The 12744-nt window shown below is 75.6% G+C and carries 10 protein-coding genes and 1 pseudogene; 2 read left to right on the top strand and 9 right to left on the bottom strand.

All coding sequences use genetic code 11. The features are described from left to right. Positions 1-27: 27 nt before the first annotated feature. Positions 28-1349, bottom strand: a pseudogene (locus QMQ26_RS10420) (FAD-dependent oxidoreductase). Positions 1350-1765: 416 nt separating this feature from the next. Further along, complete coding sequence (locus tag QMQ26_RS10415) at positions 1766-2689, bottom strand: TIGR01777 family oxidoreductase (RefSeq protein WP_282205510.1); 924 nt, start codon at positions 2687-2689, stop codon at positions 1766-1768. A gap of 58 nt (positions 2690-2747) precedes the next feature. On the opposite strand from QMQ26_RS10415, the gene QMQ26_RS10410 reads away from it, so the two are divergent. Continuing rightward, entirely contained in the window at positions 2748-3251 is a 504-nt protein-coding gene (locus tag QMQ26_RS10410; RefSeq protein WP_282205509.1) for a GNAT family N-acetyltransferase, read from the top strand. A gap of 395 nt (positions 3252-3646) precedes the next feature. Here QMQ26_RS10410 and QMQ26_RS10405 read toward each other — a convergent pair whose 3' ends face one another. From QMQ26_RS10405 to cobU, 7 genes are all read right to left on the bottom strand, one after another. Further along, entirely contained in the window at positions 3647-4162 is a 516-nt protein-coding gene (locus QMQ26_RS10405; protein ID WP_100835877.1) for a DUF4240 domain-containing protein, read from the bottom strand. Between the two features lie 145 nt (positions 4163-4307). Beyond that, on the bottom strand, positions 4308-6140 hold the full coding sequence (gene sucB, locus QMQ26_RS10400) for a 2-oxoglutarate dehydrogenase, E2 component, dihydrolipoamide succinyltransferase (protein WP_282205508.1): 1833 nt from the start codon (positions 6138-6140) through the stop codon (positions 4308-4310). A 57-nt stretch (positions 6141-6197) separates the two neighbouring features. Further along, on the bottom strand, positions 6198-7604 hold the full coding sequence (lpdA, locus tag QMQ26_RS10395) for a dihydrolipoyl dehydrogenase (RefSeq protein WP_318552227.1): 1407 nt from the start codon (positions 7602-7604) through the stop codon (positions 6198-6200). Between the two features lie 364 nt (positions 7605-7968). Further along, positions 7969-9465, bottom strand: a complete 1497-nt coding sequence (locus tag QMQ26_RS10390; RefSeq protein ID WP_282205506.1) for a leucyl aminopeptidase — start codon at positions 9463-9465, stop codon at positions 7969-7971. A gap of 223 nt (positions 9466-9688) precedes the next feature. Then, entirely contained in the window at positions 9689-10381 is a 693-nt protein-coding gene (locus tag QMQ26_RS10385) for an adenosylcobinamide-GDP ribazoletransferase (protein WP_404814107.1), read from the bottom strand. A gap of 330 nt (positions 10382-10711) precedes the next feature. Continuing rightward, a complete protein-coding gene (locus QMQ26_RS10380; RefSeq protein WP_100835873.1) occupies positions 10712-11830 on the bottom strand; it encodes a nicotinate-nucleotide--dimethylbenzimidazole phosphoribosyltransferase in 1119 nt (372 codons plus the stop codon). 11 nt (positions 11831-11841) lie between these two features. After that, positions 11842-12402: a bifunctional adenosylcobinamide kinase/adenosylcobinamide-phosphate guanylyltransferase gene (gene cobU / locus QMQ26_RS10375; RefSeq protein WP_100835872.1), complete on the bottom strand. Its 561-nt coding sequence runs from the start codon at positions 12400-12402 to the stop codon at positions 11842-11844. A 92-nt stretch (positions 12403-12494) separates the two neighbouring features. Here cobU and QMQ26_RS10370 point away from each other — a divergent pair, with 92 nt between their 5' ends. Further along, positions 12495-12695, top strand: a complete 201-nt coding sequence (locus QMQ26_RS10370) for a hypothetical protein (RefSeq protein WP_100835871.1) — start codon at positions 12495-12497, stop codon at positions 12693-12695. Positions 12696-12744: the final 49 nt, after the last annotated feature.

The raw sequence follows: 12744 nt of genomic DNA, 5'->3' as shown, positions 1-12744 counted from the left end.
GCGCTCCCCGGGCCCCTCGACGCGCCCCTACGCCGCCTCCTCCGCGGCCGCCGTCCCGGTGCGGACGCCCAGGTCGTGCAGGACGGCCTCCGCGGCCCGCCGGCCGGAGACCAGCGCGCCCTGGACGGTCCCCGTGTCCCGGTGGTCGCCGCAGACGTACAGCCGGCCAGCAGCCGGACCGAGCGGCGGAAGTGGTGCGGCGGCGGCATCGAGACGACCGCGTCGGAGACGTGGCGGACGGTCAGGAACTCCCACCCCGCGGTGGAGGTCCCGTACAGCTCCGCCAGCCGCCGCCGGACCGCCGGCTCGTCGCCGGCCGCCCCGCCGGAGTCGAAGGCGCGGCGGCCGAGCACCGTGGTGGCGATCAGCGCGCGGCCGTCGGCGGCGTACGAGGGGTCGGCGTCGCTGAGCACCAGCGAGTGCGAGATCCCGGAGCGCTCGGCGTCCAGCAGCAGGACCGCCTCGCCCAGCGGCGAGCGCTCCGCCGCGTGGTAGTAGGTGGTGACGGGGTGGAAGCCGGGCTGGCGCAGGCCCGGCAGCAGGGTGGCCGCCGTCGCGGCGTCGGTGGCGACGACCACGGCGCGGGCCCCGATCCGGCCGTGCCCGGCGGTCCCGACGCCGTCCGTCCCGACCGAGGTGACCCGGACGCCGAGCCGGAGGCTGCCCTCCGGGAGCCGGGCGGCGAGCTGCGCGGGGACGGCCCCGCTGCCCGCCGCCGGAACGCAGAGCCGGCCCCGGGCGTACGCGCGCAGCACCAGGTCGGCGACCCGGCTGGAGGTGCCCAGCGCCGGGTCGGACAGCAGCGCGCCGAGCAGCGGGCGCAGGAAGCCGTCGACGGTGCGGGCGGGCAGGCCGCGGTCGGCCAGGGCCCGGGCGGCGGTGGTCTCCGGGCGGGCGTGTATCCGGGCGGTGGGCGTCGCGGCGAGCCGGGCCAGGGCGGCGGCGAGCCGGGCCTTGTCGAGCGGGGTGCCCAGCGGCCCGCGGACGGCGGCCTGCCGGGCGGGGGTGAGCTGCGGGTCGCCGGACCGGTAGGTGCGTCCGCCGCTGTGCACCAGGACGCCGGGGGCGAGCGGGCGCAGGTCCAGTCGGTCGAGGTCGAGCCGGCGGGCCAGCTCCGGATGGGCGGTGTTGAGCAGGTGGCCGCCGTGGTCGAGGCGGAAGCCGTCGAGTTCGCGGGCGGCCATCCGGCCGCCGACGCGCTCGGCGGCCTCCAGGACCTGGACGTCCAGGCCCCGGGCGGCCAGCGCGCTGGCGGCGGTCAGTCCGGCGACGCCGGCGCCGACGACGATCGCGTCGGGTTCGCCGGACTGGCCGCGCCGGGCGCGGCCGGTGAAGTCCTGTGCGGGCACGAGTGGGTGCTCCCTCCCTGGCGGAGCCCCCCGGTGGCCGCCGCGCGCGGCGGTGCCCGCGGGTGAGCGCGCGGGTCGGTGCCGGGGCGGGCAGCGGGGGGCGGACGTGGTCCGCACTGGTGATGCCCCGTCATCCGCCGCTCCAGACCGCCGGGTGACACTCAATCGGTTCATCACACCGGCATGGGCACGCACCGAGTCCGACCGGTCACCCACCGTGCACCAAACCGGGCACGCGGGGCGGGAACGGGCGCGCACCGTCACCGCCCGCACCTCGCGCGCCGCCCGGCTGCACCCGTGCGCCCCCCGCTGACGCCCCGTCACCCGCGGACGGCACCCCGCCGCCCCGCCGCCCCGCCGCGCCCCCGGCGCGCGCCCGACGCCGCTCGCCGTTCCCCGCCGCCCCGCCGCGCCCCCTACCGCAGCCCGAGCGCCGCCGCGACGACCGCCCCCGCGTCGGGGTCGCGGAACTCGAACCCCGCCTCCAGCAGCGCCTTCGGCACCACCCGGTGACTGCCCACCACCTCGACGGCCATCTCCCCGAGCACGGCGCGCAGCGCCCACTCCGGCACCGCGAACACCGCCGGACGCCCCAGCTGCCGGGACAGCTCCGCGGTCAGCTCACCGTTGGTGACGGGGTCGGGCCCGACCAGGTTGACCGGCCCGGACAGCTCCTGGCGGTCGATCAGGAAGCGCAGCGCGGCCACCTCGTCGGCCAGCGAGATCAGCGACCAGTACTGCTCGCCGCTGCCCAGCCGCCCGCCCAGCGCCAGCCGGAACAGCGGCAGCAGCCGCGCCCCGGCGCCGCCCTTCGGGTCGAGCACCAGCCCGGTGCGCGGGTGCACCACCCGGATTCCGGCGTCCGCGGCGGGCTGCGCGGCGCGCTCCCACTCCTGGCAGACCTCGGCCAGGAAGTCGCTGCCGGACGGGGAGCCCTCGTCGATCACCTGGTCGCCGGTCTGCCCGTAGTAGCCGATCGCGGAGGCGCTGACCAGCACCCGCGGCGGCTCCTTCAGCCGGGACAGCGCGGCGGCCAGCGTCTCGGTGCCCAGCACCCGGCTGTCCCGGATCTCCCGCCGGTAGGAGTCCGTCCAGCGCCGGTCGCCGACGCCCGCCCCGGCCAGGTGCACCACGGCCTCGACGCCCTCCAGCGCGGGCCGGTCGATCTGCATCAGCTGGGGGTTCCAGCCGACCCCGACCGTCCCGTCCGGCTGCGGCCCGGTGCGCGAACGCCGCCGCACCAGCCGTAGCACCTCGTGCCCGTCCGTCAGCAGGGAGTCCACCAGCGCGGACCCGATCAACCCCGTGGAGCCTGTCACCGCGATTCGCATACCGGCCATCCTCGCAGCCCGCCCGGGCGCATCCGGTCAGAAACCCCGGACCGGAGCGGCGTCTACCATGTCCGCCATGCCCTCCACCGATGTGATCGTCCGTCCGGCGCGGGACGAGGACGAGCGCGCGATCCGCGCCGTCGACCACGCCGTCTGGTCCCCGCTCAGCGAGGTCTCCCCGCGCAGCTCCGCCGACGCCCCGGTCTTCGACCGGGACCACCACCCCGGCCAGTACCTGCTGGCCGAACTGGACGGCCGGGTGGTCGGCTACGTCCGCCAGGTGCGGGAGATCCCGCTCCCGTCGAACGCGCACGTCCGCCAGATCCAGGGCCTGGGCGTCCTGCCCGAGGCCCGCGGCCGCCGGGTCGGCGACGCCCTCCTCGCCGCCGCCTGCGAGGCGGCCCGCGCCGACGGGGCCCGCCGGATGACGCTGCGGGTGCTCGCCCACAACACCCCGGCCCGCCGGCTCTACGAGCGCAACGGCTTCCAGGTCCTCGGCGTCCTGCCCGAACACTTCCTGCTGGAGGGCGGCTACGCGGACGACGTCTGGATGGGCCGCGCCCTGGACTGACCGGCCGGCCGCCGACCGGGCCGCCGCCGGACTGCCGACGGCCTGTCAGCACGCCTGCCGCGGGGCCCGATCCGGGATCACCCCTCGCCTCCCGGGCGCGTCGGCCGGAGCGGTGCGGTGACCGCCGTGAGCACCCCGACGCCGCCGCCCGGCCGGCACCCCGTCCCCGGCACCGGGCAGGAACGCTGGTGGAACGGCACCGCCCGGACGGACCCGCACCGTCCGGCCGGGCTGCTCGACGACGCGGTCACCCGGTCCTGGGAGACCGCCCCCGCCCACCGGCCGCACCCTCCGCAGCGCCCCCGCCGGCACCACCCCGCCGGGCCCCGCACCGCACCCGGACGGCCGCCACCCGAAAGGCCCGCCCCGTCCGGCCCGTGCGGCCCGTGCGGCGGTCAGTCCCCGTACAGCTCCCACAGCCGCGGGTAGCGGGCGGCCATCACCGCCCCGTCCGCGAAGTCGAAGGACACGCCCTCCGGGCCCGGCGGCTGGCGTACCCCCAGGTCCGGCAGTGGCAGCCCGGTCAGCCGCTCGTACGCCTCGTCGGCGGCGTAGCCGAGGTCCTCCGCGTCGCCGTCCTCCGCCTCGTCGAAGTCAGGCACCAGCTCGGCCAGCGCGTCCGGCTCGTGCACGGCGCCCTCGAAGACGTCCCGGCCCTGGCCGATCAACCAGCAGCGGAAGTAGTCGAAGCCGTCCTCGGAGGCCCCGTCGAGCATCAGGTACGCGGCACCCCACAGCTCCACCGTGTACGCCCGCTGGAAGCGCGCCTCGAACTGCCGGGCGAAGTCCAGCACCTCGTCCGGGGTGAGCCGCAGCAGCCGCTCGACCAGCACCTCGGCCTGTTCGTCCGGGTCGCCCGCGGCCGCTTCCCGGGCCTCGTCGACCAGTTGCCAGAATCCCGTCTCGTCCATCACCGCTCCAGCCTCCACGATCGCCGCCCCGCGCGCACCCGATCGGCCCGCCGACCGGTCCGTCGACCGGGCCGGAACGCGCGGGAGCCCCGCGCCGTCCGGGGACGGTGCGGGGCTCCCGGGAAGGGCTCCCGGCCGGGGCGCCTTACAGGCCGAGCTCGACCTCGAACTCGCCGGCCTCCAGGATCTCCTTGACCGCGACCAGGTAGCGGGCGGCGTCCGCGCCGTCCACCAGGCGGTGGTCGTAGGAGAGCGACAGGTAGGTCATGTCGCGGATGCCGATGGCGGTGCCGCCGTCGGCCTCGATGACCACCGGGCGCTTCACGGTCGCGCCGATGCCCAGGATCGCGACCTGGTTCGGCGGGACGATGACGGTGTCGAACAGCGCACCGCGCGAACCGGTGTTGGAGATGGTGAAGGTCGCGCCGGACAGCTCGTCCGGGGTGATCTTGCTGTCGCGGACCTTCGAGGCCAGCTCCGCGGTCTTCTTCGAGATGCCGGCGATGTTGAGGTCGCCCGCACCCTTGATGACCGGGGTCATCAGACCCTTCTCGGAGTCCACCGCGATGCCGATGTTCTCGGTGTCGAAGTAGGTGACGGTGCCCTCGGCCTCGTTGATCCGGGCGTTGATGACCGCGTGGGCCTTCAGCGCCTGGGCGGCGGCCTTCACGAAGAACGGCATCGGGGACAGCTTCACGCCCTCGCGGGCCAGGAAGGAGTCCTTCGCCTTCCCGCGCAGCGACATGATCCGGGTGACGTCCACCTCGACCACGCTGGTCAGCTGGGCCTGCTCGTGCAGGGCCTTCAGCATGTTGTCGCCGATGACCTTGCGCATGCGGGTCAGCTTGACGGTCTGGCCGCGCAGCGCGGACGGCGCGGCGGCGGCCTTCGCCGGGGCGGCGGCGGCAGCGGCGGGGGCGGCGGCCGGGGCCGGCGCGGCCTTGGCGGCCTCGGCGGCGGCGATCACGTCCTGCTTGCGGATGCGCCCGCCGACGCCGGTGCCGGCGACGGAGGAGAGCGCGACACCGTGCTCGGCGGCGAGCTTGCGCACCAGCGGGGTGACGTAGGCGTCACCGGCGTCCGCGGCCGGAGCGGCGGCGGGGGCGGCCGGAGCAGCCACCGGAGCCGGAGCAGCCGGAGCCGGGGCCGGAGCGGCCGGGGCCGGGGCCGGAGCGGCCGGGGCAGCGGGAGCGGCCGGAGCCGGAGCGGCGACCGGAGCCGGGGCGGCGGCAGCGGGAGCCGGGGCAGCCGGAGCGGCCGGAGCGGCGGGGGCAGCCGGGGCCGGAGCCGGAGCCGGAGCCGGGGCGGCCGGAGCAGCCGGGGCCGGGGCGGCGGGGGCCGCACCCGCGGCACCGATCAGCGCGAGCTGGGCGCCGACCTCGGCGGTCTCGTCCTCGCCGACCAGGATCTTCACCAGGGTGCCCGCCACGGGGGAGGGGATCTCGGTGTCGACCTTGTCGGTGGAGACCTCCAGCAGCGGCTCGTCGACCTCGACGGTGTCGCCCTCGGCCTTCAGCCAGCGGGTGACGGTGCCCTCGGTGACCGACTCGCCCAGCGCGGGCAGCAGGACCGGGGTGGCGTCGCCGGACGGCGTGGCGGCGGCCGGAGCCTCGGCGGCCGGGGCGGGGGCCGCGGGGGCCTCCGCAGCGGGGGCGGCCGGAGCGGCCGGAGCCTCGGCGGCCGGAGCCGGAGCCGGAGCGGCCTCGGCGGCGGGCGCCGGAGCGGCGGCCGGGGCGCCGGAGCCGTCGTCGATGATCGCCAGCTCGGCGCCCACCTCGACGGTCTCGTCCTCGCCGACCTTGATCGAGGCCAGGATGCCGGAGGCCGGCGCCGGGATCTCGGTGTCGACCTTGTCGGTGGAGACCTCGAGCAGCGGCTCGTCGATCTCCACGCGCTCACCCTCGGCCTTGAGCCAACGGGTGACGGTGCCTTCGGTCACGCTCTCGCCCAGCGCGGGCAGTGTTACTGAGACCGCCATGGTTCCAGCGACTCCTATCAAGTCTTGCGTACAGGAATGAAGGGGGACGGGGCGCGATCAGTCGTGCGCGTGCAGCGGCTTGCCGGCCAGCGCGAGGTGGGCCTCGCCGAGGGCCTCGGACTGGCTCGGGTGCGCGTGGATGAGCTGCGCGACCTCGGCGGGCAGGGCCTCCCAGTTGTAGATCAGCTGGGCCTCGCCGACCTGCTCGCCCATGCGGGCGCCGACCATGTGGACACCCACGACGGCGCCGTCCTTGACCTGGACCAGCTTGATCTCGCCGGCGGTCTTGAGGATCTTGCTCTTGCCGTTGCCGGCGAGGTTGTACTTGAGGGTGACGACCTTCTCCTTGCCGTACTGCTCGACGGCCTTGGCCTCGGTCAGGCCGACGGAGGCGACCTCCGGGTTGGAGTAGGTCACCCGCGGGATGCCGTCGTAGTCGATCGGGACGACCTTGAGGCCGGCGATCCGCTCGGCGACCAGGATGCCCTCGGCGAAGCCGACGTGGGCCAGCTGCAGGGTCGGGACCAGGTCGCCGACGGCGGAGATGGTCGGCACGTTGGTGCGCAGGTACTCGTCGACCAGGACGTAGCCGCGGTCCATCGCGACGCCCTGCTCCTCGTAGCCCAGGCCGGCCGAGACCGGGCCGCGGCCGATCGCGACCAGCAGCAGGTCGGCCTCGATGGACTTGCCGTTCTCGGTCGAGACCCGGACGCCGTCGGCGGTGTACTCCACGCCGGAGAAGCGGGACTTGAGCTCGAACTTGATGCCGCGCTTGCGGAAGGCGCGCTCCAGCAGCTTGGAGGAGTTCTCGTCCTCCAGCGGCACCAGGTGGGGCAGGCCCTCGACGATGGTGACGTCGACGCCGAAGGACTTCCAGACCGAGGCGAACTCGCAGCCGATGACGCCGCCGCCGAGGATGATCGCCGACTTCGGGATGTAGTCCAGCTTCAGCGCGTGGTCGGAGGAGATGATTCGGTTGCCGTCGATGTCCAGGCCCGGGATCGAGCGCGGCACGGAGCCGGTGGCGAGGACGATGTGGCGGCCCTCGATCCGCTGGCCGTTGACGTCCACCGAGGTCTGCGAGGAGAGCTTGCCCTCGCCCTGGATGAAGGTGACCTTGCGGGAGGCGACCAGGCCCTGGAGGCCCTTGTACAGGCCGGCGACGACGTCGTCCTTGTACTTGTGGACGCCGTTGATGTCGATGCCCTGGAAGGTGGCGAGGACGCCGAACTCGGCGGCTTCCTTGGTCTCGTCGGCGACCTCGGCGGCGTGCAGCAGCGCCTTGGTCGGGATGCAGCCGCGGTGGAGGCAGGTGCCGCCCAGCTCGCCCTTCTCGATCAGCGCGACGCTCAGGCCGAGCTGAGCGCCACGGAGCGCCGCGGCGTAACCGCCGCTTCCGCCTCCGAGAATGACTACGTCGAAAACGGTGCTGGCGTCGTTCGCCACGTCACGTCCTCCATGCAAAAGGTGCGGATCGCCGGGCCGGTCGCGGTCCGGTGGGTGAGTGCCCTTGTAAGAGCGCCCAGTCGTGCCGGAAATACATCTTTGCACTTGTTGGCGGCAGGTGACGTCGGCGGGTGCCCCGGGGCGCACCCGGGGCGGTCCGCGTGGCGGCGGTACGACCCGTTCTCGGAGGTATCGTCGCAGCTCACAGCCGGGAAATCGGCAAGCGGAGGTACTCCGTCCGGGGGTCTTCGCGGTTCCGGTTCCGCCCTGCGGAATCAATTTTCGCCGGAGGCGAACACGCCATCGAATTGGCCCGCCCCACTACCGGCTGGTAATGCGCGTGGGGCCCGGCACCCACCGGTGCCGGGCCCCACGCGTCGGATCACTCGCCCGCGGCGGTGTCCTCCGCGAAGCGGACCAGGGTGCGCACCGCGCTCGCGGTGCCGCCCTTCGGGGTGTAGCCGTGCGGGCCGCCCTCGTTGAACGCCGGGCCGGCGATGTCCAGGTGCGCCCAGTCGACGCCCTCGGCGACGAACTCCTGCAGGAACAGGCCGGCCACCAGGCCGCCGCCCATCCGCTCGCCCATGTTCGCCAGGTCCGCGACGGTCGACTCGACCATGCCCTTGCGCAGGTCGGCCGGCAGCGGCATCGGCCAGGACGCCTCGCCCACCGCGCCCGCGGTCTCGTGCAGACGGGTGCGCAGCGCCTCGTCGTTGGCCATCACGCCGAAGGTGCGGGTGCCCAGGGCCAGCACCATCGCGCCGGTCAGGGTCGCCACGTCGACGATCACGTCCGGCTGCTCCTCGCCGGCCCGGACGATCGCGTCGGCCAGCACCAGCCGGCCCTCGGCGTCGGTGTTCAGCACCTCGACGGTCTTGCCGCCGTACATCCGCAGCACGTCGCCCGGGCGGGTGGCCGAGCCGGACGGCATGTTCTCCGCCAGCGCCAGCCACGCCGTCACGTTGACCCGCAGGCCCAGGCGCTTGGCGGCGACCACGGCGGCGAACACCGCGGCGGCGCCCGCCATGTCGCACTTCATGGTCTCGTTGTGGCCGGCCGGCTTCAGCGAGATGCCGCCCGAGTCGTAGGTGATGCCCTTGCCGATGAAGGCCAACGAGGCCGTCGCCTTCGGGTGGGTGTAGGCCACCTTCACCAGCCGGGGCGGGTTCGCCGAACCGGCGCCCACGCCCAGGATGCCGCCGAAGCCGCCCTTGGCCAGCGCCTTCTCGTCCAGCACCTCGACCTTGAGGCCGTGCTCCTTGCCCACCGTCTGCGCCAGGGTGGCGAAGGACTTCGGGTTCAGGTCGTTCGGGGCGGTGTTCACCAGGTCACGGGCCCGGTTCATCTCCTCGCCGATCGCCGCGGCGCGCTCCGCGGCGGCCTTGGCGTCCTTCGAGCCCTTGCGGTCCGCCAGCAGCACCAGCTCGGCGACCGGGGCCTTGGCCACCTCGCCCTTGTAGCTGCCGAAGGAGTACGCGCCGAGCAGGCCGCCCAGCGCGACCGCCTCGAACTCGTCGGCCGTCGCCGCCGGCAGGGCCAGCGCGACCTTCTTCGAACCGGCCAGCGTGCGGGCGGCCACACCGGCCGCCCTGCGCAGCTCCTCGGCGCCGTACGCGCCGTCGGCGGCCGGGCCCAGGCCCACGGCCAGTACCAGCGGCGCCTTGGCCCCGGCCGGAGCGGGAAGCTTGACCGCCTCACCCTCGGCGCCGCTGGCGCCCAGGGTGGTGAGGACCTCGGCCAGCTTGCCCTCGAACGCCTCGACGACCGCCTCGGCGCCCGGAGCGACGACCAGGCCCTTGGGCCCCTTCGCCACGCCGACCACCAGGGCGTCCGCCCGCAGGCTCACGGCGGAAGAGGTGCTCACAGACAGTGCAGTCACGACAAATGCGTCCTGTTCTTTCGCGGTCCACAGCCGGTGGCGGCTCCGTTGCCGACCGGCAAAACCCAGGCAGACTCCGCGGCGAAACGGGGCGCAGGGCCAGGGTGCTCACCGCATGGTAGTCCGCATATTGGGATCTCGCCGCCCCGCCTGCCCCGTGCACGAACCGCCGCGATCCGTGACGGTGCGTGAGTTCGTGTGCGGGAGCCGGACCGAGGTCCGCTCACAGCAGCGCCGCCGCCACCAGCACCGCCGTCGCCGCGGTCTCCACCAGCGCGCCCAGCACGTCCCCGGTCACCCCGCCGAACCGGCGCACGCACCGCCGCAGCAGGGCCCCCGCCGCCAGCACGCCCAGCAGCACCGCGACCCCCAGCTGCCAGCGCAGCACCGCCGCCGCCCCGGCCACCAGCAGCGTCACCGCCACCGCCGCCGCCGGCCGCACGGTGGCCGCCACCATCGCCCCCAGCCCGCCCGGCCGGGCGGCCGGAACCGGACGCAGGCATCCCCAGGCCAGCGCCGCCCGCCCCGCCGTCGCGGCCACCGCCGCGGCCAGCGCCCCGCGCCCGGGCGAGACCCCGAACTGCCCGGCCAGCGCCGCGACCTGGGCCAGCATCAGCAGCAGCAGCGTCAGCACGCCGAACGGCCCGATGTCCGACTGCTTCATGATCCGCAACGCGTCCTCGGCGGGCTTCCCGCTGCCCAGCCCGTCCGCGACGTCCGCCACCCCGTCCAGGTGCAGCCCCCGGGTCAGCAGCGCGCCCACCGCGACCGCCGCCACCCCGCCCAGCAGCGCCCCGCACCGCCAGGCCACCAGCGCGCCGACGCCCCCGGCCAACGCCCCCACCACCAGCCCGACCAACGGCGCCAGCACCATCGCGGCCCCGCCCGCCGACCGGTCCCACCGGTCCACCCGCACCCGGAACACCGTCAATGTCCCGAACGCGAACCGCAACCCGGCACCGACCCCGGCCCCGGAGAACCGCCCGCCGCCGGAGGCCGCGGAGCCCCCGGCCGCCTGCCCGGCCTCCGGCGGGGTCCGTTCGTCGTCCGCTTCACGCCCCGTCAGGGGCGCGGGGAACTGCGCGGGGGCGGAAGACCGCGGCGCGCAGCCTTCCGCCGACGCCCCCGCCCCCGGCCCGCCCCCGGCCGACCCGCCGCAGACCGTCCCGCCGCAGGCCGACCCACCGGAGGCCGGTTCGCCCCCGGCTCCGCGTGCTCGCCGTTCATCCCGTGCCCTGACGGAGTCTCAGTAGCGGTCCAGCAGGTCCGCGGCCGTCGGCAGCTTGGCCGGGGCCCGCGGCGGCAGCGGCTTCGCGCTCGGGACGGCGGCCGGCTCGGCGAGGGTGTCGCCCGCGGCCTGGAGCAGCGGGAGGGCCAGCACCGCCGAGACGCCCTCGCCCATGGTGACGCCCGCCTCGTGCAGCGGCGTCAGCGTCAGCCGGTCGTACGCCTTGGCCTGGGCGGGCTCGCCGGTGAGCGCGGAGGCGCGCCACCACTCGGGGGCCCGGAAGGCGATCCGCTGGGCGACCAGCGCGCAGGCCGCCGAGACCACCCCGTCCAGGACGACGGGGAGCTTGCGGACGGCGGCCTGGAGCAGGAAGCCGGTGATCGCGGCGAAGTCGGCGCCGCCGGTCGCGGCGAGCAGCGCGAGCTGGTCGCCGAGCACCGGGCGGGCCCGGCGCAGCGCGTCGCGGACGGTGGCGCACTTGACCATCCAGGTCCGGTCGTCGACGCCCGAGCCGCGGCCGGTGACGGCGGCGGCGTCGGTGCCGCACAGCGCGCCGATCAGCACCGCGGCCACCGTGGTGGAGCCGACGCCCAGGTCGCCGAGCAGCACCAGGTCGGTGCCGGCGTCGGCCTCCTCGTCGGCGACGGCCATGCCGGCCCGGAAGGCCCGGGCGGTCTCCTCCGCGCTCAGCGCGTCCTCGACGTCGACCCGGCCGGAGCCGCGGCGCACCCGGTGGCGGACGACCTCCTCGGGGAACTCGGCGGGGTCGGCGTCCACGGCGATGTCGACCACCCGGACGTCCGCCCCGTAGCGGCGGGCCAGCACGGCGACCGGCGCGGTGCCGTCCAGCACGGCGCGGACCCGGTCGGCGGTGCCGCCGCGGGCGTCCAGGGTGGAGACGCCGAGCGAGGCGACGCCGTGGTCGGCGGCGAACAGCAGCACCCGGGCGCCGGTCAGCGGGCGGACCGGGGCCTCGCCCTGGGCGGACGCCAGCCAGGCCCCCAGCTCCTGGAGCCGGCCCAGGCCGCCGCGCGGCATGGCCAGGTGCTGCCAGCGCTCCTCGGCGCCGCGCCGCGCACCCTCGTCGGGCCGCTCGACGAGCGAGGAGAAAGTGTCGAGATCCACGGTGGTGTCCATCGCTCGGCAATCTACACGGACACCGCTTTGATGGTCAGCACCTGTCCGGCGACCACCAGCAGCACCTGTTCGGAGGCGTCGGCCACCGCCATGTTGAGCCGGCCGAGGGTGTCCCGGAAGCGCCGTCCGGACGCGGTGGCGGGCACCACGCCCATCCCCACCTCGTTGGAGACCGCGACCACCTCCCGCCCGCTTTCGGCCCAGGCCGCCGCCAGCGCCGCGCAGCGCTCCTCGACGGCCCGCTGCCCCCCGTCCAGCCACACCTCGTCCTCCCAGGCCCGGTGCTCGTCCATGACGGCGGTCAGCCAGAGCGCCAGGCAGTCGATCAGCACCGGCGCCGGGTCGTCCCGGTCCGCGAGCACCGCCTCCAGCGCGCAGGTCTCGGCGGTCCGCCAGGAGGCCGGCCGCCGGGCCCGGTGCAGGTCGACCCGCCGGGCCCAGTCGGCGTCGCCGTCCCGGTGCCCGGAGGTGGCCACGTACAGCACGTCGGAGCGGTCGGCGAGCAGCCGCTCGGCATGGGTGGACTTGCCGGAGCGGGCGCCGCCGAGGAGCAGGGTGCGGGGGAGTGCCATGCGATCATCCTGCCGGACGGAGCTTCGCCCCCTCGCGGGGTGGGCACGCTACCGTCACAACCCCAGTGGCACGACTCGCGGAGGAGCCCGGCATGGTGTGGACCTGGCGGTACGAGAAGAACGACGGCACCGTGGTGGAGCCGGCGAACGGGGCCGAGGAGTTCTCCAGCCAGGGCGACGCCGAGTCCTGGGTCGGCGAGGAGTGGAAGACGCTGCTGGAGGACGGGGTGGACCGGGTGGTCCTGGTCGAGGACGGGCAGGACATCTACCCGATGAGCCTGCACGAAGGCTGACGCGCCGTCAGCCGCCCCGCCGGCGGCCCCCGTCGGCGCCCCCGTCAAC

Origin of the sequence: Kitasatospora fiedleri, assembly GCF_948472415.1 — a bacterium.
Taxonomy (GTDB): domain Bacteria; phylum Actinomycetota; class Actinomycetes; order Streptomycetales; family Streptomycetaceae; genus Kitasatospora; species Kitasatospora fiedleri.
Note: the sequence above shows the minus strand (reverse complement) of the source record. Positions and strands in the feature narration are given on the sequence as shown.